The organism is Mucilaginibacter flavus, assembly GCF_030409315.1.
In the GTDB taxonomy this organism is placed as follows: Bacteria; Bacteroidota; Bacteroidia; order Sphingobacteriales; family Sphingobacteriaceae; genus Mucilaginibacter; species Mucilaginibacter flavus.
In genome coordinates this window covers 12,691-38,279 of sequence record NZ_JAUFPS010000029.1, presented here as the reverse complement: position 1 = coordinate 38,279, position 25,589 = coordinate 12,691, and the positions used below count along the sequence as shown (strand labels likewise).

Here is a 25,589-nt window from a genome sequence, read left to right as displayed (position 1 = left end):
AATTTTAGCTCATAAAAAAAGGCATCCGTAAGATGCCTTTTATATTATTTGATAAGTAATTGCTTATACGGTTTCTGCTTCTAAAGCCATTTGCTCGTCAACCAGGATACGACCGCAATGCTCGCAAACGATGATTTTTTTACGCTGACGGATATCCGACTGGCGCTGAGGCGGGATCTGGTTAAAGCAACCAGAGCATGAATCGCGCTGGATGGTTACTACCGCTAAGCCGTTTTTAGCATTTTGACGTAAACGGGTGTAAGCGGTTAATAAACGCTCTTCAATGTTAGGGATAGCTTTTTCTGCCTGGGCATTTAATTCAGCTTCTTCTTTTTCAGTTTCGGCGGTAATGGTGCCTAATTCTTCTTTTTTAGCGTTAAGGTCGCTTTTACGAGATTCTAAATCGGCAAGGGCTTTTTCGTAAACCTGGGTTTTGTTAGTAATCTCAAAACCGTACTCCCTTATTTTTTTTTCGCTTACCTGAATATCTAAGCCTTGTATCTCAATTTCTTTTGATATAGCATCGTACTCGCGGTTATTCTTAACCTCGTTAAGCTGATTTTCGTATTTTTTGATATTAGCCTGAGCATCTTTGATCAGGTTTTTGCGGGTTACAATCTCATCCTCTACATCGTCAAGCTCATATTTGATTTTCTGAATGCGGGTTTCAAGACCAGCAACATCATCTTCCAAATCAGCAACTTCCATTGGCAGCTCGCCGCGTACCTGGCGGATTCTGTCAATTTTGGTGTGGATGGTTTGTAGTTCGTATAAAGCTTTAAGCTTTTGTTCTACGGTTTGTTCCATTAAATAAAATATTTGACGGGGTTTGTATTTACTTCTGTTAAACGGACGGCAAAGATAGGAAATTTTTTTCGTATTATTTCATACAATAATTGCACCGTAAATTGTTCACTCTCAAAGTGTCCAATATCGGCAATAAGTATTTTTCCTTCGGCATCAAAAAACTCGTGATACTTGTAATCGGCAGTGATAAAAACATCGGCCCCGGCGGCTATGGCATGCTTCAGTAAAAAGCCTCCTGCACCGCCACAAACAGCCACTTTTTTAACCGGTTTATGGGTAAATGCGGTATGCCTTATTACATGAGTGCGCATCTTATCCTTTACATGAAACAGGAATGACTCCTGGTTGGTTGGCACCTCCAACTCGCCAATCATCCCAGCACCTACTTGTTGGTGCTGGTTGGTTAGCGGCACCAAGTCATAAGCCACCTCCTCGTAAGGGTGAGCTAAGATCAGCGCCATGATAATCTTACTCTCTAAATTAGCCGGATAAATGGTTTGAATGCAGATCTCATTTTCGCGGTGCAGTTTGCCTGGCGTACCCACATGCGGATCGGTAAACTCATTGCCTTTAAACGTACCTACTCCCTCGGCATTAAAACTTACTTCGCTGTAATTACCTATGTTACCTGCACCTGCGGCAAATAAAGCATTACGCACTTCATCGGCATGGCTATGGGGCACAAAGGTGATGAGCTTTTTAAGGAGGTTATGCTTGGGGACTAATATCCGGCAGTTTTTGAGGCCAAGCGTGTCGCAAATGCGGGTATTTACACCCTGCATCACATTATCTAAATTGGTATGAATGGCATACAATGCTATCCCCTTACGGATGGCTTTCTCCACCACACGCTCCACATAAGTTTTGCCGTTAAACTTTTTCAGTCCGCGGAAAACGATAGGGTGGTGCGATATGATCACCTGGCAACCGGTAGCAATAGCCTCGTCTACCACGGCCTCGGTACAATCTAATGATAACAGGGCTTGGCTAATCTCCTGATCGGGATTACCTACAATCAGGCCGGCGTTATCATAATCTTCCTGGTAAACCAGCGGCGCAAGGCTTTCGAGGTAGGCGGTTAGGGCGGATAATTTCATGAACAAATATATGTATATGGCTTATGATTGCTTACTCATAGCAGCCATCCTATGGCTTTCATAAGCCATGTTTTTATTATACTCCAGGGTTAACGATTTATTGTTTACCAGATCGATAATTGTACCTATCCAGCAAAAGCCAATGGTGAAAAAGTAAACCAAGCCCATGCCTATCTGTCCCAAAACAAAACGGTGAATACCGGCAAAGCCTACAAAACCAAGCAGTGTAAAAATCAATATCTCCTGCGAGTTTTTGCGTTTGCTGCTGTAAACCATATAGAAATACTTTTTCTGGCCTTCATCCAGCGCGGCGGTGGCTTGCTGTAAAAAGGCCATCTCCTCGGCTGTCATATCCTGAAAATTCATATATGGATCTGGGTACATGTTCATATAGGCGTGCGGTTAAGATTTATGCGTTTTTTCAAATTTAATATTTTTCCCATAAAAACAATAGAAGCCCCTCAAAAGTTCCCCCTGAAGGGGAGACTTTTGAGGGGCTTGTTGAACATTGATGCATGAACACATCGCACGCAAATCAAAAGTTCCCCCTTCAGGGGGTTAGGGGGCTTTTTTTTATTATTTTTGCCCTATGAGCGAAGAAAGATCACTGAACTTTATTGAAGAAATTGTTGAAGAAGATATAGCTGCCGGCAAGCACAATGGCCGGGTATTAACCCGTTTTCCGCCCGAGCCTAATGGTTACCTGCACATTGGTCATGCTAAATCCATTTGTTTAAACTTTGGTTTGGCCCAAAAATATAATGGCAAAACCAACCTCCGTTTTGATGATACCAACCCTGTTAAAGAGGATGTTGAATACGTAGATAGCATTAAAGAAGACGTAAAATGGCTGGGCTTCAACTGGGCCGAAGAGCTTTACGCGTCAGACTATTTCGATCAGCTTTATGATTTCGCGGTAGCGCTGATCAAAGCCGATCTGGCTTATGTTGACGATAGCACGGCCGAAGAAATTGCCCACCAAAAAGGCACCCCTACCGAACCCGGCGTACCCAACCAGTACCGCAGCCGCTCGGTAGAAGAAAACCTGCAATTATTTGCCGATATGAAAGCCGGTAAATACCCCGATGGCGCTAAAGTGCTGCGTGCCAAGGTTGACCTTGCCGCACCCAACATGCACCTGCGCGACCCATTGATGTACCGCATTAAGCACGCCCATCACCACCGTACCGGCGATGCCTGGTGCATATACCCTATGTATGATTTTGCCCACGGGCAATCAGACGCTATCGAAAACATCACCCACTCGGTTTGTACGCTGGAGTTTATACCCCACCGTGCATTGTATGATTGGTTTATCGAGCGCCTTAGCATCTTCCCGTCAAAACAATACGAGTTTGCCCGCCTTAACCTCAACTATACCGTTATGAGCAAGCGCAAGCTGCTGCAACTGGTGGTTGAAGGCCATGTGGATGGCTGGGATGACCCACGCATGCCTACCATTAGCGGCCTACGCCGCCGGGGGTACACCCCTGCCAGTATCCGCGAGTTTTGCGAACGCATTGGCGTAGCTAAGCGCGAGAATATGATAGATGTTGGTCTGCTGGAGTTTTGTATCCGCGAGGATTTAAACAAAACCGCTTGGCGCCGTATGGCTGTGCTTGACCCTATTAAATGTATCATTACCAATTACCCCGAAGGTGAAACCGAAATATTTACCGGCGAAAATAACCCCGAAGCCGAAGATGGCGACGGCAGCCGCGAGTTTCCGTTTAGCCGTGAACTATGGATTGAGCGGGAGGACTTTATGGAAGTACCGCCCAAGAAATTCTTCCGCCTGGGTGTAGGGTTGATGGTGAGGCTGAAGAGCGCTTATATCATCAAATGCGATAGCTTTGTGAAAGATGCCGATGGCAACGTAACCGAAATTCATTGTACTTACCTGCCCGAATCAAAATCGGGCAATGACACCAGCGGCATCAACGTAAAGGGCACCATTCACTGGGTGAGCGTACCACATGCCAAAACTGCCGAAGTAAGGCTGTACGACCGCCTGTTCCAGGTAGAGAACCCACAAAGCGAAGAGGGCGACTTTAAAGACTACATCAACCCAAACAGCCTGCATATTATCCCAACCGCCTACATCGAACCAGACCTGGCCAACGCCACACCCGGCACCGCCATACAGTTCATGCGCAAAGGATACTTTACCTTAGATAAATACTCAACCACCGAAAAACTGATCTTTAACAGAACAGTTACGTTGAAAGATGGGTGGGTGAAGAAGTAGGTGAAAGCTGAAAGGTTAAAGGCGAAAGCTGAAAGGCAAAAGGCGAAAGGTAGTTATACTTTTCGCCTTTTCTTTACCCAAAACGCAGCTCCTTTTACCTTTCGCCTTTACCCTTTAACCTAATACTTCCTATACACATTATACAGCACATTCAAATCCAGCTGACCCATTACGGGGCTATCTTCAATTTGTACAAAGTGGCGTTTAAAGGCGGTTATGGCGGCGGGCAGGTTGCTGGTATCGTAGCCTATCAGGCGCAGGGCGGTGGCATAGTCGAAGTTATCGGGCGGAAGCTCCAGCAGTTCGTCGGGCCAGTAGCCGAAGCCTTTGGCGGCAAGCAGTTTCCAGGGGAACAGCGGGCCGGGATCGGGCTTGCGGGCGGGGGCAATATCCTGGTGACCTATAAAGTTGGCCGTAGGGATGTTATAAGCCTTTTTAAGCTGGGTTAGCAGGGCCAGTACACTCTTAATCTGCACATCGGTAAAAGGCTCGTGGCCGTTGTTATCTATTTCAATACCTATCGAACAGCTGTTCATATCCGTAATGCTGCCCCATTTGCTAATACCGGCCTGCCAGGCGCGCAGGTAATCGTTAAGCATGTGCACCACTTTGCCATCCTTGCCCACTACATAATGGGCGCTCACCTGTGGCTTAACCAGGGTAAAAGTTTTAATGGTTTGCGCCAGCGAATCCTGCGCGGTGTAGTGAATAATTACATAGTTGGGCTTGCGGGCATTAAAGTTAACCGTACCTATAAACTCGCTTGGTATGGGCGCACCCAGGCTATCAACCAGCACCGCAGGCTGCTCGCGACCAAGCACCTCCAATACCGAATCTGTTTGATGGCTGTACACTTTGTTGGTAGCCGCATAAGGCAGCACCTTTGGCGAACACGCCCCCAAACCAGCAGCAACAGCAAACAGTAATATAATGTAGATGATATTTTTCATAAGCACGGTACTTAAAGCTAAAGTAAGCAAATAACGCACCGAAGCCCAAAATGTGTCGACCAATTTGTTTGGAGGGGGTGTTTTCCCATTTCCTCCCTCGGGAGGGCCGCGCCGGAAATGAGCGCAACGGCAGGGAGGGGTTTTTACAAGCGACAAGTAGACGGAACACCAAGACATCCGTTAAACCAATCTTTAGCACCGATCGCGCCGCTTCTTAAAATCTTTTATAAAGTGTTGCGTTCGCAACAGGAGAAAACAACAAAAAACAATATTACATTAGTAATCAACAGATTAACAATTGCCATATTTTGAAAACCGCAACAAAACCGCAACAGTTTGGCGAAACAAGACGAGGAATAAAAGACCCTATTGCCCCTACTTCTTTGGTTTCCCACTTGTTTTAGAAACCTTCTTTTCATCGCTTTCTAACCTGCGCTCTAACTTTTTAACATCTTCGGCGGCAGGTAGCGATTCTGGCTTTACGCCTCTTTGCAGTAAAATATCCCTCACTGCTTTATTGTTATCAACATGCTCCTTTGATATTTGCGCATTGTTATTCAAATCCTTTTCAATAACGTTATGACTGGTAAGTTCGTTGGCAAAATCTTTGGCCTTAATCGTTAATGTTGGAAGAAAATCAGCTAAAGGTTTGGTTGTGGGCACGCCCAACTTCTTTTTCATGTCGTTTGTGCTGAATCCTCCAAATAAGGCCTGATCGCCTTTTGATCGGATAACAGCAAACCCGGCACTGTCAACGCCACGCTCATATAATATTCCCGATAATTTCTTTTCAGACTTTGTTAATTTTTCGCGGGCTGTAACACGTTCAACGTCTATTAACCGTTGTTCAATAATTTCCTGTTTGCGGGTTTGCACAGCAAAGTAAGTTTGAGCAAAAGCGATCGCTTGTTTTGCGGGATCGCCATTTTGAGCGATGAGGTAACTGGCGTAGCGGGTTAAAGCAATGTCATCTACTTCTCGTTGGCCGCCTTTTGCAATGGTTATCATTTTCGTAGCATCACGAAAATGATCTTCGATATTTGAACCGGCGGCTTCACAAGATTTTTTAGCTTTATTGACAACGTTAAAAAAGTTTTCCCACCTCAAATAACCTAATATGTGTTGCAAATCCCGAGCGCTCCAATATTCTACATCTTTATAACTATAACACGCCCCTTCAAACTTTTCAAATAGTTCTAATATTATTTCCTTCTTCATCGTTTATTAAAAAAGCAATATAGGTAATTACCAACTATCGTGGCATTCCTGTGGACAATTCATATAATTCCCAACAGTTCCACAAAACCCAACACATCTATTTTCATACTCACCGGGGCGGCAGTAAATTCAATACTTTCAAACTCGTGCCAGGTGGAGTCGGTTTCGGGGTTGAAGGTGTTGGGGATTAAATCAGGGATACCGGCATCAGCGGCGTAAAACCAGGTTTGGTCTATTAGTTTGGATCGGATTAACGAGCTTAGCTCGGCAAGACCCAAACCGGTTGGGTTTGCCAATACCATCGAACCACATTTTTTATAATTGCCGCCATCACGGTACTGGTAGTTGAACTTAATGTTTGCCATGCGGCAATTTAGGGTGATGGTTTGGGATGGGCAATCGGAGATAAGTGAACATTTAGCCTACTGCCAATTTCCCGCTCTCCTTCCAAATATAGGCCGGCATTGGTTCGTGCAAACGCCATTCAATATTCATTGGTTTTGACCCCGTGGATTTGATATAATTAGCCTCACCTAAAAATACGTAAGGCATGGTAAAGCCAAACTCATCGTCGTTTTGCTCACGTACAAATAGTAGTATCTTTTTATCTTGTTTGTTGTGATTAATGTATGATAACCCTTTGGTCGATTCGGGAGTGGTGGCATTTTGCGACTGCCAATGAAACAAGGATTCACTAATGGCATAATCATCATATAACGTTGATGGCGAATATTCTTTTTCAGATTTTTTAAGTGTTACAAAAAGCGATTCCATGTTCAGGACTTTGTTAGCTGCAACGCCTTCTCTGTTAGATGATGCTTTATCAAATTGATGCAAGCCTGTTGCTACTAAAATCTCGCTTCGATTGTACCTGCTATGAACTTTTAACGGCATCGGGAAATCAAGGTCGATTGTCTTTTCAATAAAATCGACTTTTGAAATCAGGTAATTGACCACTTCCAATAATTCAGAAACCATTACCGGATTTTTGGCGAATTGCGCAACACTGTCTTTTAGGCTACTAAAACCCAATTGCGGACCAGCCTTTTGCCATAAATCATAATGGAACATCAACAACATTAACTCTTGTTCCTGGTGGAAGCTATTGCTCTCAAACCCGCTTTCAATCAGGCCTTTTAAAAACTTCAAATAACAGATAGAGTTACAGCGCAACAAGCGTTTGATACAACCGGCTATTTCCTGCTCATTAGGTTCGGCAAAATCATCAATAGCGCCCGCCTCTGCGCAAAGCCTTCTCCAACTATCTTTTTTATAAATCAGTTGCGGTTCTATGTGTTGAAAATCGATAAAGTTGTGCAGGGTTAGTGGTAGTGTGGTTTGATGTTTAAAGTTTTGAATTTTAACAATGAGTTGCCTCCTGTTAAATCCAATTGCATCCCTAATATTTTTCAGGATTACTTCTTTCGCTTTCTTTTCTAAAACAATAGAGCATCCCAGCGGCAGATGCGGAAACTCATCTTCAATCTCTTTGATAATAGATGTTTGCGTTTTACCCACCAAGGCCCTAAACTTATGCTCAAAGTCGTATTCGGGTCGGGCGTTGCCTACAAAATCTAACACGGTTAGGCAGTCCTTATTTTCGGCAAGGCGCAGTCCCCTACCCAGTTGTTGCAAAAGTATTGTTAAGCTTTCGGTTGGTCGTAAAAACAACACGGTATCTATTTCGGGAATGTCAACGCCTTCGTTAAAAATGTCTCTTACAAACAGGTAATTGATTTCCTTATTTCTAAGACGCTCCCTTAATTCAGCCCGGTTGTGAGAATTGTCGCTGGTTAAATAATCGGCTTTTAAACCTGCCAAAACAAATTTTTCGGCCATGTACCGGGCATGCTCCATACTTACACAAAAACCCAATGCCCGCACATCATGCACATCGGTAAGGTATTTATCGCAATTGGTTAAAATGTCATTTACACGCCTGTCGCCTTCGGTGTAAAGCTTAGTCAATTCGTTTATTTCGTACCTGCCGTTTTTCCATGATAGTTTGGATAAATCAACACTATCCGATAATGCAAAATATTGAAATGGCGAAAGTAACTTTCTATTCAAAGCTTCAGGCAATCTAATTTCTGCAGCTATTACCCCGCAAAAATCTTTCAAAATATCTTCGCCGTCGCCACGCTCAGGTGTTGCCGTTAAACCCAATAAAACCTGCGGTGCAAATCGTGCTAAAATTGGTCTGTAACTTGATGCAGCGATGTGGTGCACCTCATCAATGATAATGAAATCATAAAAATCGGGCGATAATGCCAATTTGCTGATTTGATTGGCCAGCGTTTGAACGGAGGCAAATACATATTCATAATTATCTGGCTCTTGTCCGTCAACCCATAATTCTCCAAAGTTGGCGTTTTTTAACACATGCTGAAACGTTTGTTGAGCCTGCTCCAAAATCTCTTTGCGATGCGCAACAAACAATAGGCGGGCCCTGGGATTATTGTTTTTGAAATCGCGGTAGTCAAATGACGAGATTACGGTTTTGCCGGTTCCTGTTGCCGCCACTACAAGATTTTTGAACCGCTCATGTACTTTTCTTTCCGATTGTAGTTTCTCTAAAATTTCTTCCTGATACGGAAAAGGCTTTAAATCGAAAAAGCTGGTAATGCTTTGCTTATCGTATGATTTTTGTTGCTTTAAGGCCTCGCTTAGTTTTTGCTTACTTTTGCCAAACTCATAATGTTCAAAATCCTTATCAACCCAATAGGTTTCAAAAGTCTTTTTAAACTTGTCAATAATGTGGTTAATCTCTTTGGAGGTTACTTTTAAATTCCACTCCAAACCATTGGTTAAGGCTGATCTTGAAATATTCGACGAACCGATGTACCCTGTAGTAAAGCCTGTATTCCTGATAAACAAATAAGCTTTAGCATGCAATCTTTCATGCTCCGAGTTATAGGAAACTTTTATCTCGGTGTTTTTTAAACTCGACAGAAATTCTATCGCCTTTACATCGGTAGCACCCATGTATGAGGTGGTGATGATCTTTAGTTTTTTTCCGCTATTGGTAAACTCCTCCAACTCTTCTTTAAAGATGCGGATGCCCGAATATTTAATAAACGACACCAACCAGCAAATTTCATCCGACGATAAAATTTCTTTTTTGATCTCACTCTCTAAAGATAGCCCCCGGTTATTCCCGGTAAATAATTCACATTGGCTTAAGCGGGTGTAAGGGGTAATTTCTTTAACCCTGTTGGTAAAATCAGCAAAAGGCGAATCCAATTTAGAAAATACCGCATCCAAAATCTTGCCTTCGTTATCAATTAAATTGTCAGTAAGGCTAACGGCCGGGAGTTCGCTAATTAAAAGCTGAATGATTTTATTGGATAACTCGATTTGCTTAAGCGTTTTGTTATCATCTTTAATCTCGTTCAACGCAAACTTGATAGTTTCGGCCAAATACAGACTCAGATATCTCGAGGCTTCTTCTTTATCCAGTTGGGTGCTTTTGATAAAGAAAGAGTCGCTACTCAGCAGATCTAACTTATTTGCAATAAGCTTATTAATCAATTGCTCGTACAGACCTAATTCAAGTACCGGCATTTTAAAGGCTTAAGTAATGGTGTAAAATAGGCACATCTGCATCTGCCCAATCCAAAGCTAACAATTCATCCTTATTCAGCCACCTAATTTGGGCGTGTTCTTTCAATATTATTTCGCCATTCATATGCCTACAAATAAAAGGAATCAGTTCTATGGTAATCTTGGGGTAAGTATGGATGTTCGTCGGTAGAGCCTTTATAATTTCAACATCAATATTTAGTTCCTCTTTGATTTCTCTGATCAGACAATCCTCTGCGGTTTCGTTGGGCTCAATTTTACCGCCGGGGAACTCCCATTTTAAAGGCAGGCTCATGGTTTCGCTGCGTTGGGCGGCGAGCACTTGGTTTTGATTGTTGATGATGAGGGCGCAGGTTACTTGGAGCATATCGTACTGTTTATCTCTCTATCATTCATTTCCTTCAAAGCCTCTTCAATCTTTTCAATCACCCAGCAATACTCGTCCCTTAACTCTGGTAGTTCCACGCTTTCCACCTCGTCGTTCATTAAAGTTAAAGCATAGTATAGTGCATCTTTTACAATTTGCAGATTCATACTATTGATTGTTGATACGCGATTATAGACAATTCAATGTGTAATTACCGCATCCGTTAACAAACAATTGCAAAGCCGATTTAAATGCGAGACGCAACATTTTTGTATTTTACCCTATTTAATGCAAACGTTCTACTAATTGCAATTGCCGTATGTTGTGAATCAATAGGAAAAAAAGGGCACCTAAAGCCGTTAACAGCACTCTTTTTATTAATATATTAAATATTTAAATAAAGCTATATTTGGATAACAACAGTCATCAAAATTACATGCCGATAAGCCCATCCGTGTTAACTTTATTGAGTACATTTAAGGACCCAATCTTATCATTGTGCTCTGATATAAAAAACGAAATAGAATATTTTTGGGATAATGGTTTACCTGATTATATAGACAGCCTCGAAAAAAAATTCGCCAACACCAAAACCTTTTTATACCGAGACGAAACTATTTCTTTTTATGATGTATTTTTTCCCGTCTCACTCAAACTAGGGCATGCCGGAAAAGAAACTGTCTCATATGACGATTTATTTTTCAATTCACAGTATGTAACGATTATTGGAACGGCAGGTTGCGGAAAAACCATGTTAATGAAACATTTCTTTTTGGCAACAATTAATGAAACATTTAGGATTCCCATTCTTATCGAATTAAGAAACCTAAATCATTATGATAAGTCCTTTACTGAATACATCTATGAACATATTTTTAATAATAAACTATCTCCAGACAAAAGAATACTTGAACGGCTATTAGAAAGCGGCCAATTTTTTATTTTATTAGATGGCTATGATGAGATATTTTCAGAACGAAAAAACAAAATAACGGAAGACATTGATAAATTTATAGACAGGTATTCAAAAAATCTGTTCTTAATTTCATCTCGGCCAGGAAGCGGAATTGAATCACTTCCAAGGTTCAGCAATTATTATGTACAACAACTGTCGAATGACGAGGTTTTTTTGTTTATCGACAAAGTTCTTAAAGACAATGTTGATAAAGATCTCGCAACAAAAATAAAAAATGTTATCAACCAATCTTTTGATAAGGAATATTCTGACTTTCTAAGAAGTCCGCTATTACTATCAATGTTTATATTAACATTTAATACATATCCCGAACTTCCGACCAAAAAGAGTAAATTTTATTGGAATGTATTTGATACGTTAGCAACTAAACATGACAGTTTTACAAAACAGGGCGGCTACCAGCATGAACGAAAAACAAAATTGCAAAATGACGATTTTGAACAAATACTTAGGTGGTTTTCTTTTAAATCACTACTTGACGGGGAACTAAACTTCGACGCAAGTTATCTAAATACAAAGTTAGCTGAAATAAAAAAGGCCCTAAAATATGACTTCAATATAAATGACCTTGTCGATGACCTAACATTAGCCATTCCAATTATTGTTATTGACGGAATAGAATACAAGTTTCCTCATAAATCCATCCAAGAATATTTTTGCGCAATGTTAGTAAAACAACAAACGGATGAAAACAAAGAGAAAATTTACAAAGAAAAATTTCTTCTATTAATTAGAAGCTCAATTGGTGGTTATGAAAATCTTTGGAATTTATGCAGCGAGGTAGATAGGATAAGTTTTCTTAAATTTTTCATTTTACCTATCCTTGAAAATTTCAAAAGAAAAGTTTTTGACGAAGACCCTGTAAATCAACTTAGAAAATATTATTCATTTTCGGGATTGGCGGACTCTATAGAATTCGACAACGATGACAACATTAAATTTGCAGGAGGTGACGTATATTTATTAAGCTTTTCTCCATACATCGCAATTTTTAGATACTTGAAAATTGGGAACCTTTTCGATTTATTACCATCCAGGCTACACTATAAACAGCGGGATAACGATTTACTAAATTCTATTAATGAATTTATCCTCGACAACATTGAGGATTTTGAAAAAATTTCTGAGACAAATGAAGACGGTGAAATTACTTTTGATTTTAATGTAAACAATCATTTCGAGAACCTAAAAGATACTATACTAAAACTCGGCAAAGCCTATGAAGAAATGGCCGCTATTTTTGATAGCTTAAATCAAAAATTAAAAGATCTTAAAGATGAAATCCACATCGAAAGCCAAATGACAAATTCACTTATAGATTTGCAATAATATATTTCATCCTAAGCGCAAGTCATGCGCGATCTATCTGGTGGTGACTTATGATTTACTTAATTTCACATCAGGCGATCACAGGTCAGCCTAGATACTGACCATTACACAGAACTTACGTGAAACATAGTCCGTAACCCCTCAAATCTATCCTGCCCTTCCCTAGGAAGGAATCGCACGAAGCGTCTGCTTTTACTACCTTAATTGCTTTTTGTATTCATAGGGAAGTCATCCTTGTTTCAGGACCCCATGAAACAGGTTTCGCGCATGAAGTAAACTTAGCAAGTGGGGTGCCGAAACAAGTTCGGCATGACGGCGGGTTAAAGAAAAAGCCCCGGTAAACCGAGGCTTTTTTATGTAACCGTTATACCTTACAGGTACTTGGTAATATCTTCTGATAGTGGGGTGGTTTGTGAGCGGAAACGGTGGATTAGTTTGCCGTTTTCGTCGACCAGGAATTTTTCGAAGTTCCATTTGATGTCGCCGGTAAACTCGGGGTTTGGGGCGGTGGTGAGGTACTGGAACAATGGGTCAATATCTAAACCTAACACGCTTACTTTACCGCTCATAGGGAAAGTTACGTTAAAGTTATCGTGACAAAAGGTTTTGATATCCTGGTTGGTGCCTGGCTCCTGGCCGCCAAAGTTATTGGCCGGGAAACCTACTACTACCAGCTTGCCTTTGTATTTTTCGGCAAGGGCTTCTAAATCTTTATACTGTTTGGTGAAGCCGCATTTTGAAGCTGTGTTTACAATAAGCACTTTTTTGCCTTTGTATTTGGCCAGGGAAAAGTTTTCGCCGTCGATAGTTTTTAGTTTAAATTCATAAACCGACGCTGGTGCCGATACCAGGAAGAAGGCTAATATTAACGTAAGTAATTTCATGGTTGGTAATAATTGATAGTTTTGGATAAAAATTTACGTAAAACTAACTAATAAAATTTCGACGGGCTAAGTACTCGTCTTCTTTTTGTGTCATTTTTTGTTTTGTAACAACAGTTTTATCTGTGTAGCCCAACAGGTGCAGCGCGCCGTGGATAATTACGCGGTGCAGCTCCTGCGTTTCGGTTACGCCAAACTTGGCGGCGTTTTCGCGGATGCGGTCGATAGATATAAATATATCGCCCACAATTTGGTCTTCTTCGTCGCTGTTATCAAAGGTGATGATATCGGTAAGGGTATCGTGGTTAAGATATTGCTGGTTCATGGGCAGCAGGTACGCGTCTGAACAAAAAACGTAGGTAAGTTCTTTCAACTTAAAACCCTCGGCGATGATGGTATCTTTGATCCACTGGCGCACAAGGGTTTTATTTTTTAGCTTATAGCTTATGTCTTCTTCAAAAAATTGAATTGCGGGCATCAGATTTTAAAATGTAACTCTATTTCGTTGCCTTTGGTGTTAAATATGCACTGATCGGCAAGGTGTTTAATAATGAATACACCGCGTCCTGTTAAGTTTTCCAGATTTTCGGGGGCGGTTGGGTCGGCCAGGTGGTCGTAATCAAAGCCTTCGCCTTCATCGGTAACGGTCCATATAATACGCTTAAGGTCCACATCGGCATTGATGATCACCTTTTTAGATATATCGGATTTGTTGCCATGTATAATGGCATTTATAGCGGCCTCATTTAAGCAGGTCATCATGTTGGCAAAAGTATCTTCGGCCACATGGTATTTATCAGCAATCTCTTCTATCAGCGCCTCAAGCTGAGTTATGCTCTCTGGGGTAGAGGGTAGCTGCAGCGTGAATAATTCGCCGGTTTGAACATTTGCCTGTTCCATATTATTTGGCATTAAGTTGATCAAAGTATGATTTAATTTTTTGCTTATAATACAAATTAAGTGCCGGAGATACGGTTTTTATCTCTTCGGTTTGTTTTGCACGTTGCTGCTGGTATCCCTGCAGGGCTTTTATATAGCCCGGGGGGATGTTTTTACCGGCATTGCTTTCGCGCTGCTGGTCTTGTTCCCGCTCTTGTTGTGCTTTCTCTGCTTCCAGTAACCGGCTCTGAATTTGTTGTTGTCGTTTAAGCGCTTCGTCTGTAATCGTCTTGTTTACGAGATCGCGCTCGGTTTGTTCCATTTCTTGCGAAATTTTGTCTAAATTACCAATTCCGGGCTTTCCATCCTTATTTTGTTCACGGTTTATTTGTTGTAATTGTTGCCTTATCAATTGCTGCTGGCGCGCCATGCGTGCAAGTTGCTCACTCATACCGGGTTGCCCCTGCCCTGGTTTTGGTGCGCCCTGCCCGGGCATATTGCCTTGCTGTTTCATTTGCTCGCGCGCCTTTTGCATGTTTTTGTTAAGCTGATCCTGCATTTTTGACAGTTGCGACATGCTTTGCGGCTTACCCTTGCCACCTTTGCTTTTGTTCATCTGTTTTTGAAGCTGATCTAAAGCCTCGCTCAGCATCAGGGCCAGGTTGTTCATGCTGGTCATGGCGTATTGCTGATTGCGGTTGGCTTCGGCCGTGCGCCTATCGCCTAAGTTATCCAACGCATCGTCAATATGGCTGTTAATGCTCGTGATCTCCTGGTTTACCGTAGATTGTATTTGCGGTATGCGCCTGCTTAGGGCATATAAACTATCCTCGGCCGTTTTCAAATTATCCTTAATATCCTTTTGACTTTGAGATAGGGTGATATACTGCGGATCAGTCGGACTGGTACTTTTTAACGTTTGCATCAGCTTTTCCTGGCTAAAGGAACTGTTTACCAGGTTTTTGAGCAATTCTCGCAGTTGCTGGGCATCTACGGCGTTATCCTTGCTTTCGCCTTCAGCATCCTGCTGCTGCATTTTATTCGCCAGATCTTTCATTTCCTGGGCTGCCTGCTGCTGACTTTTGCCAGCTTTGCTTTTATCGTTCTTTTGCAAATCATCGGCGCTTTGATCCATTTTTCGCTCAATGCTTTGGGTTTCCTTTTCGGGATTCTGGAAGTCGCTCTTATGCTCGGCCTGCTCGTTTGTTTTTTGCAAATCCTGTAAGCCTTTTTTTACATCCTCAAAGTCTTTTTTAATGCCCTGCTGCTCCTGCTGTAGTTTTTGCTGATCGCTGCCTTTTTGATTTGTTTTTTCGGCAAGCTTTTGCTGCTGCTCTGCCAGTTTGTTTAACTCATCTACCTGCTGGTTCAACTTCTGATCAAACTCCAGCTTTTTGTACAGCTCCAGCATCCTGTCCAATTCCTTTTTAAGCGATTTATTATCCATCTGCATTTTGGATAGCTCATCGCGGGTGGCATCTTTTTGCTGTTCGTTTAGTAACTGTTGCAGGTTTTGAAGCAGATCTTTAGTTTTTTGATCGAGCACGTTGTTAAACAAATCCTCAATCTGCTTTTGCTTATCCAGTAACTCCTGGTTTTGCTGCTGATTTTCCTGCCGGTTGTATTGGTTTTTTTTGTTATCGTCTTTAATCTCTTTCACCAAATCTTCCAGGTCCTTGCGTTTTTGCAGCAGGTCTTCCACCTGTTTCTTTTCGTCGAAACTGAGCGTGTTTTTATCAAGCAGCATCTGGTTAAGCTTCTGCGATTCGCGCTCCACCTGCCCGGCCAGCTTAATAGCCGATTCCATTTTTTGCTTAATGGCCTGTGTACCGGCGTTCAATTGCTCGTTCACTTCTTTGGTATCGGGCACGTTAAGGGTACGTTCGGGACTGCGTGCTTTTTTAGGACCATTAACGCCATCATTATCTGCAACCTCAAAATAATAGCTTACCTGGCTGCCGGGGTTAATGCCCAATTCCTTCAAATTCCAGTAGTAAAAGAAATCGGCCTGTGTTTGTTTCATATCTGCTTCAACCCGCTTAACAAACGTTTTGGACGCAGCCTTATTACCTGCGGACTGAACGGTGTAATGAAAATCGAGCGCCGAAAAGCCATGATCGTCCTGAATTTTCCCGGTAAAATAAAGCGATTTCATACTCACCGAGTCGGGTTTTTCTTCCACGCTGATGGTGGGGGCTTCATCTAAAATTACGTTAATATGATACGTTGCCGAGTCGGAGCGACTTACCTGGGTGTTAACAGGACTAAGCTTGTAGATGGCGTTTTTGTAAACCTTTTCGCTGTGTTCAAACAGGTCTGTACCGCCTGCTTTGGCATCATGCTGCACATCATCCATAAAAAAGCGCAGACCGGTAGCGTGTTGGGTATGCAGCTGCCAGGTAACGTTGGTACCAGCAGGCAATACCAAATCGCCGGCGTTTACAAGGGTTTCATTTTTTTTATGGAGATAGGCCGGGTAGTTCAACTCCACATCAAAATGGAGCAGGGCCGGTTTCTGGTTAACCTTCACCGTATATTCTGCCGATGTAAAGCCGTTGCCGATGAGCTTAAAGCGGGTATCCTGTTGCAAATTGCTAAACTGGTAATGAAAGCGGCTGATGCTTTCCTTATCCAACTTGAAGGTGTTATTGGCAGTTTCAATATATACATCGGCGGGAAGTTTATCGCCATCCAATTTCAGGCTCAGCTTTAAATCCTCTCCCTGCACTACCGACAGACTTTTGTTAAGCACCATGAATTTAAACGGCGCGGCGGGCACAAAGTATTCGTTATGGCGAATGAGTCGTTTGGTACTCTCGGTTAAAATAGATGGCGCGGCGAAAGCGATAACGATGATCACCGCCACCGGTGCCAAAATGTATTTTAAATACCTGGTGTTCTCCTGTATGTTAATGGCCGAGGGAAAGCTTACAGGTTTCAGCGTTTCAATCTTTTGATCGATGCTGGCTTCAATAAGGGCGCGGCGGGTTTCATCCTGGGCGGCCAGCTTTTTTAATTGCAGGGTATTGAGGAGTTTATCGTTTACATCCTGAAAATGCCTGCCAATGATTTGAGCAGCTTCATCGTGCGTTAAGGATTTGCCCAATTTTAACCAAGAAAGCAACGGCGGCAGTATCAGCCAGCAAATTAACCCTAAATTAAGCAGGATAAAAAAGTAAAACAGTATGGTGCGGAAAACGGTGTTGAAGTTGCCAAAGTACTCGCTAAGCGTAATTACCACATAAGCGGTAAACAGGCCCGCGCCCAAAAAGATAAGCCCGCGCAGAAAATTATTGAAGTAATACTTCTTTATGAAGATATTAATCTTCTCAATAAGTAAATCATAATTTTCGGCAGGTGTCATAACTAAGCGCTAAACTATCAAATAAACGATAAATGACAGTAAATTATACACATAGTGTGTAAGATAAAAATTTGCTTTTGTATTAAAAGCCAAAACTGTAATATTTAACAATATTGGGACAAATTTGAACACCATTGAACATGCTAAATCGTTAAAAAAAGTTTGAGGTATTGGGCTTTTAATTATATTTAAAAAAAATATCCCTTCTAATTAACAAAACAGCATAAATTACTATGTATTTTAAATCCATGAGATATAGTACACGCTGTTTAAGCCTGTTATTTTTACATATTATTTTAATATTTTCCTCCTGCTATAAAAGCAGCACAATAAACAACAACCCAAAGTTAAAAAACGATTTCCAGGTTATAGATAGCCTGATGATTGCCGGCAACAGCGATACCGCCAAAAAAATGCTTGACGCTACCCGGGGCAAACTTGATAAAAGCAATCCGCTTATTGTTTACTACTATCGCATGAAGGCCGATGGTTACTATCACAACCGTCCTTTGATGATCCGCTATGCAGATAGCGCCATTGCCTTCTTCAATAATAATAACCTGGCAGAAAAATACCCGGACGCCTATTTGCAAGCCCTCATTATTAAGGGCGACATAAGTATGGTATTAAAGCAATACAACCTTGCCCTACGCTATTATGCTAAGGGTAAGTTGCTTTTAAGCGATGGCAGCTGTGATGATGGTATTCTTGACACCAAAATTGCGGGTATTTATTATTCGCAAAAAAACTACCTGTTGGCGGCACAATACTGGAAGTTAGATTATCAGCGCCTGGGGGCCTGCACTACCCGCACCCAGCAAAAGCTTTTTTACCTGCGCCAGGCGGCTTTAAACAGCATTGGGGTAGCCTATGAGCGGGCCGGCATTACCGATAGCGCCGCATATTATTATAAGCGGATTTGGCATTAATATCGCAAGCCGACAAAGAAAATATTCTTGATAAGCATTATATAAACAGTGCAAGTATTGTAATATATGATAACCTGGGCGGCCTTAGTACCCAAACCGGCAATTACACGCAAGCCCGCCTTTACCTCGAAAAAAGCGTAACCATACCCAATGCGGATATTGATGGCATGCGGATAACTGCCTTTACCAAACTGGGCGATTTATACATGCGCATTGGCGAATTAAGTAAAGCAGGTGTGGCTTTTGATAAAGCGCACGAGTTGCTTGATAAATACGGACGCTATAATCCAGAAGGTCTTATTAGATGGAGCCGCCTGTACCCCGATTATCTTTTTAAAATACACCAGCCTGAAAAAGCTTTCCGGACGCTTACCGATTACGTACACATAGCCGATTCACTCGAAAACAGTTCGGCCAAAATATATCGGCTGGATGTTGACCAGGAGCTAACCGCTATGCGCCAACAAGAGGCCATAACTGAGTTTAATAAAGTAAAGCAGATTTTTTTGGCTGCTATTACGGTTGTTGCCATACTGTTGGCCGTCATTATGGGGCTAATTGTTCGCAACCTTAAAAAGACACGCAAAAGTCACAGTCACACCATTTTAATAAACGACCAGCAAAAAACTACTCTTACAGAGTTAGAGGAGGCCAATCAAAACTATATCCGCATGATGCGTGTAATGGCACACGATTTAAGGAATCCCCTGTGGGGTATTACCGGCCTGGCCAGTATGATGCTTGATGAGGAAGCTCAAACCATTTCTGAAGATAGCCGCCATGCTTTAAAGCTCATTGAATCGACGGGGAATAATACGATGGATATGATCAATGAGCTGCTTAAATCTGGCCTTGCCGATGAAAATGAACCCATTGCTGTAGAACTGCTCAACCTCAAAAAACTGCTGTTTGAGGCTGTAGAACTTCTGCGTTTTAAAGCCAAAACCAAAAACCAGGAGATCATATTTGAAGCCGACGACAGCCCGGTTATAGCCATGGCCAATGCCGAAAAACTGTGGCGCGCTTTTAACAACGTAATTGTAAACGCCATTAAGTTTAGCTTTGAGGGCGGCACAATCCGCGTAGGGATGACACAGCAAGGCAAGCGTATTTTAATCCATGTAGCCGATAACGGCATCGGCATCCCCGAAAAAAACCGAGACAGCATTTTTGAAATGTTTACCCGCGATAAAAGACGCGGCACCGCCGGCGAGCAACCCTTTGGACTCGGCCTATCAATCACCAAAAAAATTATAGAAAAGCACGGCGGCAAAATATGGTTTGTGAGCGAACCGGGTAAAGGCACTGTTTTTTATATGGAGTTGGATGGGGAGGGATAGCGGCACAGGCCAATAATCTGCTGTTATATCAGCATATTTGCATTTTGATTTATTTACACAAATTATATATTTGCAAACCCTACATAAAATTCGGGATGTAGCGTAGCCCGGTATCGCGCCAGCATGGGGTGCTGGAGGTCGGAAGTTCGAATCTTCTCATCCCGACAGGAGAAACAGTATGGAAAAGAGCATATTTGAAAGGGTTTAGGACCGATTTAATATGCTCTTTTTGTTTTTGTTTACGGCTCCTTCTGTCACCCCGCTCCTGGTGATCTAGTTAAGGGCTCTCCATCTGCCCCGTCCATCAACCCAAACAAAAATTTAAACTTTGTTATGCAACTTATGGTGTATATGCTATATTAGCATAACCCCATGGAAATCAAGCCAATTTCAAGAGCACAGCAGCAACAGCTTGCAGATATTACGCCATCAAAAGATAGCGTTTTAAAGTATTATCCCTGCCAGGTAGAGTTAAAGGATGGCACCGTGCTTGATAACGTTTACATTGCCGACTATGACAGCTACATTAGCAGCTATAGCGTTTTACCCGGCGACGACCAGCTTATACTCATAGAAGATGTTATTGTAATACACGATAGCCCCAACAGACTACCGGCCAAACTTGCCAATAAGCTTTACAACGCAGGCGAATCGGGCATGGGGTATTGTGTTTTCCGGCTGTTATATGATACTGGCGATACGCTTGATGTGCTAACTGGTAACGCCGTTGATTTTGTACCATCGCCAGAAGACCTCTCTGTAAACCACATTGTTGATGTGCTGCCACATGAGGGCTCACGGCAGGATTATACAGAGGGCTTAAGTTATAGCTGGTGCCTTTACAAGGGCGTTGAAAAGTAAGTAGCGCTTTTATTTATCATAATGTGTGCTTCCCATATGGATTACAAACCCGTGCTTTACGAGCATTTTTATGGCGTGCCTTATGCTTCTTTTTTATGTAATGCCGGGCTTGCTGAAGCACTGGCCGGGCAAATAACGGTAGCACCAATAACATGATTGCCGCAAATGAAAAAACGCGTATCAATTTCATTTTAGCACAAAGGCAAATTTAACAGGTTGTCCTTTTGTGTTTCATCGGGCAGAGTACTGATGAAAGCCCTTCCATCCTGCTGTCGCTCAACTTTCAGGAGCGCTATCTGGCGACCAATGTAAACATGAAATGCCCTTCTGTATAATTCTATACGCTTTATGGCATCCTCTATAGGGATAATCACTTTGGGCTGGTTTATAGATTCGTAATAGCCTATATGCGTGATTTCCTTGTGTGAACTATTCACATCGGGTTTTGCAATACAAATTACCTCGAAACTCATCAGATTTTCTTTTCCGTTTAATAATGATAAAGCTATCATGATGCGGTTGTGCCGGCAATAGGTGTTTTAACGGTATTTGCAGCTATCGCTTAATACGATATTTAAAGCAGCCCCTACTGGCGTTTCACTACTTTCTGTGCAGCTAAAGCCTCCACAAAGCATTAATTTTTAACTCTCCGTCGGTATAAATGGCCTGCTTATCGATAATTCTGTTACTTTAGCGCAACCAATTGTAAATTAGCTACGTAAATAGTACAAACCGAACGCTAAATTTTATTGATAATAACCATCGCGCTGAAAGGCGTGTAGATTTTTTTTGACTTTTTTATTGAACCCCTACAATATTTTAAGCTGATGATATTTTTTATAGCCGCCGCGATATTTTCTGTAAGCCTGCTGTTTTGCATAGCAGCAGTACGTTTATTACCCAAAAACAAAGATAATGACGAATAAGTTGTCATCTGTGTTTATCCCGCGCTAAAATCAATAACACCAACCAAAATACCTATCAAAAACCTTTAAAACGGATCTGTAGAAATAGAGCGTAAAAACACGCTTCATTGCAGCTACATGCAAACTAAGGCATTTCAACATATAAACGCTGATGCCATCTTCTATAAAAAAATCAAGCTGTTTTTTCATAGATACGGGGCACCCGGTTGAAAACGAAAACTCGTTTTAAATGCTTTTAAAGGGCTGGAAATTGGATTTAGATAGGCCATCCGTCGATAAATCCTTGCCATTCATCGATACTCTTTCCTGGTTAATTCAGGTAATTGTAGGTTTACAATGCAAATCGGAGCGCTTGCTCCATTGTGATAAGGTTTAGATAAAAGCCTCTGAGCTGCGAGGGCGAAGAGGCTTTTTTTATGTCACAAATTTGGCGACAAAAAACTCACATTAAATTTTATCCGGAACCAAAAAGTTGAAAGAACGATATCAATCGCCCTTTTTCAATTCAAGCAAATTACATCCTGAATCTTAAAGAAACCGACCGGCCCAGGGCCTGCGCCAATTCCGGATCAATCATTGGGCCTTCGCCCTGTTGTATCCATACCTGGCGTTCGTCTTTTTGAAGGGTAATTGTTTCGCCATTCAATAAAATTTCAAGCTCGCTGGTAGCCTTATTTATTGGCGATGTATTAATCTGATACACATGGTCGGTATCATTGTATGTAATTCTTAGTGGCAGTCCCATCTGTGTCTTCTCTCCGGGTAAATATACAAATCCCATTCCCTAAAAAGTCACAATCCTTTTTTTAACCGGTTTCTATTTTATCAAACAACTAATTTACAGGCCATTAAAAACAACAAGCAAAGCATCTGTTTTTATGCCGCCAGCTGATAATCTACCTTTTCAATCAGGCTATCTATATTAAAAGGCTTATGTAATACGTCGTTCGGCGCTCCTTTTTGGTTTAGCGCATCATCAATATCCTCATTGCCCGAGCAAATGATAACCGGCAGATTTTTAGTAGCCCGGTTAAGTTTGATGAGTTTGCAAATGTCGCGCCCGTCCATTCCCGGTAATATCGCGTCAAGAATCACCAGATGAGGGTGTATCCTTTTTATCTCATTAAATATATTTTCGCCATCGTTCAGCGCTGTTACCTGGTAACCGTTTCCGTTGAGTATATAGGTCATTACCTCCGTCATCAACTCATTATCGTCAACTATCAAAATTCTCTTTGTCATGATCTTTTCCATCCCTTCGTCAATAGCAGTGCAAAGCGCATGCCATTGATTAACTTACAGTTAACGTCGACTTGGGTCTGGTTTAAATATGTAGTTAATACCATAATTTTATACAATTTTAACGGCAATTAACGTCAATTTTTAAATACTAATACCCGAGTTTTGTTACATTTGGCATCATCAATAAAAAGGAACCCGGATCATAATGGATAATGTTAATATTAAGAAACTGGCGAAGGAGCTCAATATCTCTACTTCTACTATTTCGAGGGCCTTTAACGGCAGCCATGATATTAATAAAGATACCAAAGAGCGCATCCTGGCCTTTGCCAAAGAGCATAATTTTTTACCCAACCATTACGCCAGTAACCTTCGCGATAAAAAAACCAAAACCCTGGCCGTTATTATCCCCGAAATTGCCAACGATTTTTTCTCGCAAGCCATAAATGGTATTGAAGAGGTTGCCCGCAAAAAAGGGTTTTACATACTACTATACCGTACCGATGATATTTTTGAAAAAGAGGTATCCTTTGTAAACTACCTTAACAATGGCAAGGTTGATGGCATCATCATGTCGGTATCGGGCGAGGCTAATGATCATAATTACCTGCGGCAGTTAGAATCTAAAAACGTGCCCGTAGTATTTTTCGACCGGGTGTATGAGGATATTGATGCCGCCAAAGTTACCACAAACGACTATGAGAGCAGCTTTGACGCCACCGAGCACCTTTTAAAAACAGGTTGCCGCAGGGTGGCATACCTGGTGGTAAATAAAAGCATTTCTATTGGCCAGGTGCGCATGCAGGGCTACATGGATGCCCTAAAAAAGCACAATGTTCCCTTTGATGATGAATTGGTAATTGATTGCAGTAACGACGAAAAGATAAACTACAAAATACTCACCAAAGTGCTGCAGGAAATAAAACCCGACGGCATTTTTAGCTCGGTTGAGCGCCTGGCCTTTGCCACCTATTATGTGTGTAATGACCTGGGGATAGAAATTCCTAAAAAATTAAAGATGATCAGCTTCTCAAGCCTGGGCATAGCGCCGCTGTTGAGTCCGGCGCTATCAACCATTACACAACCGGCTTATGAAATGGGCATTAAGGCCGCCAACCTGCTGTTTGAAGCCTTGGAACAAAAAAACGCTCCATCATCAAACCCTAAAAGGCATGTGGTGTTGAAATCAAAATTATTTATCAGAAAGAGTTCGGGGGAGTGAGTTGGGTTGATTAAAATATGTCAATCTACTTCAAGCTTTAAAATAACATTTTCACCGCCATCTGAATAATACCTTATTTTCACTGCCAAATTAGCTTTAATCGCGCCTCCGTGAGATGCTGCATTATTATATCCATTTTTGATATGGAAATCTGAAAACTCAAAATGAATATTTTTAACATCAAATCTCTCTGTATCATGCCCTCCTTCTGGCATAGGGTGATAATTTTTTACAGAGCCCTCAACAATCTGATATCTTCCGGCACTGTAAATCTTCTTTAATTTATAATAATCCGGAATACTTGAAAGCGCTATCATCGGCATCATAAATCCCGACAGTGTAAGGAAAGCGCCCCCAACAATTAGGCCTCGTATACGGTCAGGCAAAATATTTCTATTCTCTTTACTTTCATCCTTATTCTTTAAGTGATAAAAAAAGATAAGCAACCCAATAATGAAAAACGGAAGGGGAAAAAGGAACGTAATAGGGATTGACTCATTTCCAAAATCATAAACGGTGTGAAATGTTTTCATTGAAGGACTGGGTCACCAAAGATATGTTTTGATCAGGATATAATAGAAAAAAGGCGATAGAAATACCCTATCGCCTTGAAAACTATATTAGAGATCATGGTTTTTGATCTTTAAAATTAAGCTGATATCCTTAACCCATTCAACCTAATCCAACCCAATCAACCACTCACCAATTACACGTGTATAAACAACTCGTTTTTAGGGCGGCGTACTTTTATCATTTTGCTGTAAACGTCATCGTCGGCACGGTGACCAACGGCTGCTATTACAGAGGTTGTTAAACCCAACTCTTTTAAACCAAGAATTTCATCAAACTGGGCGGCGTCAAAACCTTCCATCGCAGCGGCATCAACACCAAGCACTGCCGCTTCTGAAATCAAAACACCTAACGCGATGTAGGTTTGTTTGTGCGACCAGGCCAGTTTTTGCTCATCGGTACGGCTGCTTAAGGTGCCTAACACCATTTGCTCTAAACCGCCAAGGCTGGCACGATCAACACTGCGGGTTTGCGCAACAAGGTCAATGAATTTTTTACCAAAATCTTCATCAAGCGTTGTTAACGAGGCAAATACAAATAATGCAGATGAATCTGTTATTTGTGGCTGATTGTAACCGGCCGCGCGTAATTTTGCACGGGTTTCGGGGTCTTGCACTACAATAACTTTAAATGATTGCAAACCTAACGAAGATGGTGCTAATTGTACCGCGTTTTCAAGCGACTCTAACTGCCCTGCGCTGATTTTTTTAGTAGGGTCGAATTTTTTAATGGCGGCCCTTTTTTGTAATTTATCTACTAATGACATGATTTCTTTAATTGCTTAAACAAAGATGCGTGTTT

24 protein-coding genes and 1 tRNA gene are annotated in these 25,589 nt (G+C 41.7%); 7 read left to right on the top strand and 18 right to left on the bottom strand.

Features of this window, described 5'->3' with window-relative positions:
- Positions 1 to 63: 63 nt before the first annotated feature.
- The 3 genes from QWZ17_RS13755 to QWZ17_RS13745 are packed head-to-tail and all read right to left on the bottom strand — an operon-like array spanning position 64 to position 2,294.
- The gene (locus QWZ17_RS13755; protein WP_290305816.1) at positions 64 to 807 is read right to left on the bottom strand and encodes a zinc ribbon domain-containing protein; all 744 of its coding nucleotides are present in this window, start codon (positions 805 to 807) and stop codon (positions 64 to 66) included.
- Positions 807 to 1,904 (bottom strand): Nif3-like dinuclear metal center hexameric protein, encoded by a 1,098-nt coding sequence (locus QWZ17_RS13750; protein ID WP_290305815.1) that lies wholly within the window; start codon positions 1,902 to 1,904, stop codon positions 807 to 809. The genes QWZ17_RS13755 and QWZ17_RS13750 overlap by 1 nt, the downstream gene beginning before the upstream one ends.
- A 21-nt stretch (positions 1,905 to 1,925) precedes the next feature.
- On the bottom strand, positions 1,926 to 2,294 hold the full coding sequence (locus QWZ17_RS13745; protein ID WP_290305814.1) for a TM2 domain-containing protein: 369 nt from the start codon (positions 2,292 to 2,294) through the stop codon (positions 1,926 to 1,928).
- 199 nt (positions 2,295 to 2,493) lie between these two features.
- On the opposite strand from QWZ17_RS13745, the gene QWZ17_RS13740 reads away from it, so the two are divergent.
- Positions 2,494 to 4,152 carry a glutamine--tRNA ligase/YqeY domain fusion protein gene (locus QWZ17_RS13740; RefSeq protein WP_290305813.1) on the top strand — a complete coding sequence of 553 codons (1,659 nt, stop codon included), beginning with the start codon at positions 2,494 to 2,496 and terminating at the stop codon, positions 4,150 to 4,152.
- A 119-nt stretch (positions 4,153 to 4,271) separates the two neighbouring features.
- On the opposite strand, the gene QWZ17_RS13735 is transcribed toward QWZ17_RS13740, so the two are convergent.
- The 6 genes from QWZ17_RS13735 to QWZ17_RS13710 all read right to left on the bottom strand — a co-directional run bounded on the left by QWZ17_RS13735 (position 4,272) and on the right by QWZ17_RS13710 (position 10,436).
- On the bottom strand, positions 4,272 to 5,102 hold the full coding sequence (locus tag QWZ17_RS13735; RefSeq protein WP_290305812.1) for an N-acetylmuramoyl-L-alanine amidase: 831 nt from the start codon (positions 5,100 to 5,102) through the stop codon (positions 4,272 to 4,274).
- A gap of 375 nt (positions 5,103 to 5,477) precedes the next feature.
- The gene (gene dinD, locus QWZ17_RS13730) at positions 5,478 to 6,320 is read right to left on the bottom strand and encodes a DNA damage-inducible protein D (protein ID WP_290305811.1); all 843 of its coding nucleotides are present in this window, start codon (positions 6,318 to 6,320) and stop codon (positions 5,478 to 5,480) included.
- Between the two features lie 59 nt (positions 6,321 to 6,379).
- Positions 6,380 to 6,685: a hypothetical protein gene (locus QWZ17_RS13725; RefSeq protein WP_290305810.1), complete on the bottom strand. Its 306-nt coding sequence runs from the start codon at positions 6,683 to 6,685 to the stop codon at positions 6,380 to 6,382.
- Positions 6,686 to 6,737: 52 nt separating this feature from the next.
- Positions 6,738 to 9,884: a DEAD/DEAH box helicase gene (locus QWZ17_RS13720; RefSeq protein ID WP_290305809.1), complete on the bottom strand. Its 3,147-nt coding sequence runs from the start codon at positions 9,882 to 9,884 to the stop codon at positions 6,738 to 6,740.
- Position 9,885: 1 nt separating this feature from the next.
- Positions 9,886 to 10,269 carry a (deoxy)nucleoside triphosphate pyrophosphohydrolase gene (locus QWZ17_RS13715; protein ID WP_290305808.1) on the bottom strand — a complete coding sequence of 128 codons (384 nt, stop codon included), beginning with the start codon at positions 10,267 to 10,269 and terminating at the stop codon, positions 9,886 to 9,888.
- The gene (locus QWZ17_RS13710; RefSeq protein WP_290305807.1) at positions 10,257 to 10,436 is read right to left on the bottom strand and encodes a hypothetical protein; all 180 of its coding nucleotides are present in this window, start codon (positions 10,434 to 10,436) and stop codon (positions 10,257 to 10,259) included. The genes QWZ17_RS13715 and QWZ17_RS13710 overlap by 13 nt, the downstream gene beginning before the upstream one ends.
- Before the next feature lie 242 nt (positions 10,437 to 10,678).
- Between QWZ17_RS13710 and QWZ17_RS13705 the strand changes: the two genes are divergently transcribed.
- Positions 10,679 to 12,574, top strand: coding sequence for an NACHT domain-containing protein (locus QWZ17_RS13705; protein WP_290305806.1), 1,896 nt, complete (start codon positions 10,679 to 10,681; stop codon positions 12,572 to 12,574).
- A 371-nt stretch (positions 12,575 to 12,945) separates the two neighbouring features.
- On the opposite strand, the gene QWZ17_RS13700 is transcribed toward QWZ17_RS13705, so the two are convergent.
- From QWZ17_RS13700 to QWZ17_RS13685, 4 genes are read right to left on the bottom strand one after another with little or no spacing between them, the layout of a single operon-like run.
- Positions 12,946 to 13,458 carry a glutathione peroxidase gene (locus QWZ17_RS13700; RefSeq protein WP_290305805.1) on the bottom strand — a complete coding sequence of 171 codons (513 nt, stop codon included), beginning with the start codon at positions 13,456 to 13,458 and terminating at the stop codon, positions 12,946 to 12,948.
- A 43-nt stretch (positions 13,459 to 13,501) separates the two neighbouring features.
- Positions 13,502 to 13,933, bottom strand: coding sequence for an rRNA maturation RNase YbeY (gene ybeY / locus QWZ17_RS13695; RefSeq protein ID WP_290305803.1), 432 nt, complete (start codon positions 13,931 to 13,933; stop codon positions 13,502 to 13,504).
- Positions 13,933 to 14,355 carry an ATP-binding protein gene (locus QWZ17_RS13690; RefSeq protein WP_290305802.1) on the bottom strand — a complete coding sequence of 141 codons (423 nt, stop codon included), beginning with the start codon at positions 14,353 to 14,355 and terminating at the stop codon, positions 13,933 to 13,935. Before QWZ17_RS13690 ends, ybeY begins: the two co-directional genes overlap by 1 nt.
- Position 14,356: 1 nt before the next feature.
- Positions 14,357 to 17,698: a DUF4175 family protein gene (locus QWZ17_RS13685; RefSeq protein WP_290305801.1), complete on the bottom strand. Its 3,342-nt coding sequence runs from the start codon at positions 17,696 to 17,698 to the stop codon at positions 14,357 to 14,359.
- 248 nt (positions 17,699 to 17,946) lie between these two features.
- Here QWZ17_RS13685 and QWZ17_RS13680 point away from each other — a divergent pair, with 248 nt between their 5' ends.
- The 4 genes from QWZ17_RS13680 to QWZ17_RS13665 all read left to right on the top strand — a co-directional run bounded on the left by QWZ17_RS13680 (position 17,947) and on the right by QWZ17_RS13665 (position 20,828).
- On the top strand, positions 17,947 to 18,627 hold the full coding sequence (locus tag QWZ17_RS13680; protein WP_290305800.1) for a hypothetical protein: 681 nt from the start codon (positions 17,947 to 17,949) through the stop codon (positions 18,625 to 18,627).
- On the top strand, positions 18,618 to 19,967 hold the full coding sequence (locus QWZ17_RS13675) for a tetratricopeptide repeat-containing sensor histidine kinase (protein WP_290305799.1): 1,350 nt from the start codon (positions 18,618 to 18,620) through the stop codon (positions 19,965 to 19,967). Before QWZ17_RS13680 ends, QWZ17_RS13675 begins: the two co-directional genes overlap by 10 nt.
- Positions 19,968 to 20,058: 91 nt before the next feature.
- A tRNA-Pro gene (locus QWZ17_RS13670) sits at positions 20,059 to 20,132 on the top strand.
- A 207-nt stretch (positions 20,133 to 20,339) separates the two neighbouring features.
- On the top strand, positions 20,340 to 20,828 hold the full coding sequence (locus QWZ17_RS13665; RefSeq protein WP_290305798.1) for a hypothetical protein: 489 nt from the start codon (positions 20,340 to 20,342) through the stop codon (positions 20,826 to 20,828).
- Positions 20,829 to 21,019: 191 nt separating this feature from the next.
- Here QWZ17_RS13665 and QWZ17_RS13660 read toward each other — a convergent pair whose 3' ends face one another.
- The 3 genes from QWZ17_RS13660 to QWZ17_RS13650 all read right to left on the bottom strand — a co-directional run bounded on the left by QWZ17_RS13660 (position 21,020) and on the right by QWZ17_RS13650 (position 22,996).
- Positions 21,020 to 21,340: a DUF3892 domain-containing protein gene (locus tag QWZ17_RS13660; RefSeq protein ID WP_290305796.1), complete on the bottom strand. Its 321-nt coding sequence runs from the start codon at positions 21,338 to 21,340 to the stop codon at positions 21,020 to 21,022.
- 928 nt (positions 21,341 to 22,268) lie between these two features.
- Complete coding sequence (locus QWZ17_RS13655) at positions 22,269 to 22,499, bottom strand: hypothetical protein (RefSeq protein WP_290305795.1); 231 nt, start codon at positions 22,497 to 22,499, stop codon at positions 22,269 to 22,271.
- A gap of 131 nt (positions 22,500 to 22,630) precedes the next feature.
- Entirely contained in the window at positions 22,631 to 22,996 is a 366-nt protein-coding gene (locus tag QWZ17_RS13650; RefSeq protein WP_290305794.1) for a response regulator, read from the bottom strand.
- A gap of 205 nt (positions 22,997 to 23,201) precedes the next feature.
- On the opposite strand from QWZ17_RS13650, the gene QWZ17_RS13645 reads away from it, so the two are divergent.
- Entirely contained in the window at positions 23,202 to 24,218 is a 1,017-nt protein-coding gene (locus QWZ17_RS13645; protein ID WP_290305793.1) for a LacI family DNA-binding transcriptional regulator, read from the top strand.
- Positions 24,219 to 24,238: 20 nt separating this feature from the next.
- On the opposite strand, the gene QWZ17_RS13640 is transcribed toward QWZ17_RS13645, so the two are convergent.
- Both QWZ17_RS13640 and QWZ17_RS13635 read right to left on the bottom strand, forming a co-directional pair.
- A complete protein-coding gene (locus tag QWZ17_RS13640; protein WP_290305792.1) occupies positions 24,239 to 24,751 on the bottom strand; it encodes a hypothetical protein in 513 nt (170 codons plus the stop codon).
- Between the two features lie 173 nt (positions 24,752 to 24,924).
- A complete protein-coding gene (locus QWZ17_RS13635) occupies positions 24,925 to 25,554 on the bottom strand; it encodes an NAD(P)H-dependent oxidoreductase (RefSeq protein WP_290305791.1) in 630 nt (209 codons plus the stop codon).
- Positions 25,555 to 25,589: the final 35 nt, after the last annotated feature.

Excerpts from the sequence above, each read along its gene's own strand:
- QWZ17_RS13755 (WP_290305816.1), bottom strand. The coding sequence starts at position 807 with ATGGAACAAACCGTAGAACAAAAGCTTAAAGCTTTATACGAACTACAA.
- QWZ17_RS13745 (WP_290305814.1), bottom strand. The coding sequence starts at position 2,294 with ATGAACATGTACCCAGATCCATATATGAATTTTCAGGATATGACAGCC.
- QWZ17_RS13650 (WP_290305794.1), bottom strand. The coding sequence starts at position 22,996 with ATGACAAAGAGAATTTTGATAGTTGACGATAATGAGTTGATGACGGAG.
- QWZ17_RS13720 (WP_290305809.1), bottom strand. The coding sequence starts at position 9,884 with ATGCCGGTACTTGAATTAGGTCTGTACGAGCAATTGATTAATAAGCTT.
- QWZ17_RS13750 (WP_290305815.1), bottom strand. The coding sequence starts at position 1,904 with ATGAAATTATCCGCCCTAACCGCCTACCTCGAAAGCCTTGCGCCGCTG.
- QWZ17_RS13715 (WP_290305808.1), bottom strand. The coding sequence starts at position 10,269 with ATGCTCCAAGTAACCTGCGCCCTCATCATCAACAATCAAAACCAAGTG.
- QWZ17_RS13665 (WP_290305798.1), top strand. The coding sequence starts at position 20,340 with ATGGAAATCAAGCCAATTTCAAGAGCACAGCAGCAACAGCTTGCAGAT.
- QWZ17_RS13645 (WP_290305793.1), top strand. The coding sequence starts at position 23,202 with ATGGATAATGTTAATATTAAGAAACTGGCGAAGGAGCTCAATATCTCT.
- QWZ17_RS13690 (WP_290305802.1), bottom strand. The coding sequence starts at position 14,355 with ATGGAACAGGCAAATGTTCAAACCGGCGAATTATTCACGCTGCAGCTA.
- QWZ17_RS13640 (WP_290305792.1), bottom strand. The coding sequence starts at position 24,751 with ATGAAAACATTTCACACCGTTTATGATTTTGGAAATGAGTCAATCCCT.
- QWZ17_RS13635 (WP_290305791.1), bottom strand. The coding sequence starts at position 25,554 with ATGTCATTAGTAGATAAATTACAAAAAAGGGCCGCCATTAAAAAATTC.
- QWZ17_RS13660 (WP_290305796.1), bottom strand. The coding sequence starts at position 21,340 with ATGATAGCTTTATCATTATTAAACGGAAAAGAAAATCTGATGAGTTTC.
- QWZ17_RS13725 (WP_290305810.1), bottom strand. The coding sequence starts at position 6,685 with ATGGCAAACATTAAGTTCAACTACCAGTACCGTGATGGCGGCAATTAT.
- QWZ17_RS13740 (WP_290305813.1), top strand. The coding sequence starts at position 2,494 with ATGAGCGAAGAAAGATCACTGAACTTTATTGAAGAAATTGTTGAAGAA.
- QWZ17_RS13710 (WP_290305807.1), bottom strand. The coding sequence starts at position 10,436 with ATGAATCTGCAAATTGTAAAAGATGCACTATACTATGCTTTAACTTTA.
- QWZ17_RS13685 (WP_290305801.1), bottom strand. The coding sequence starts at position 17,698 with ATGACACCTGCCGAAAATTATGATTTACTTATTGAGAAGATTAATATC.
- QWZ17_RS13700 (WP_290305805.1), bottom strand. The coding sequence starts at position 13,458 with ATGAAATTACTTACGTTAATATTAGCCTTCTTCCTGGTATCGGCACCA.
- QWZ17_RS13655 (WP_290305795.1), bottom strand. The coding sequence starts at position 22,499 with ATGGGACTGCCACTAAGAATTACATACAATGATACCGACCATGTGTAT.
- dinD (WP_290305811.1), bottom strand. The coding sequence starts at position 6,320 with ATGAAGAAGGAAATAATATTAGAACTATTTGAAAAGTTTGAAGGGGCG.
- QWZ17_RS13680 (WP_290305800.1), top strand. The coding sequence starts at position 17,947 with ATGAGATATAGTACACGCTGTTTAAGCCTGTTATTTTTACATATTATT.
- QWZ17_RS13735 (WP_290305812.1), bottom strand. The coding sequence starts at position 5,102 with ATGAAAAATATCATCTACATTATATTACTGTTTGCTGTTGCTGCTGGT.
- ybeY (WP_290305803.1), bottom strand. The coding sequence starts at position 13,933 with ATGCCCGCAATTCAATTTTTTGAAGAAGACATAAGCTATAAGCTAAAA.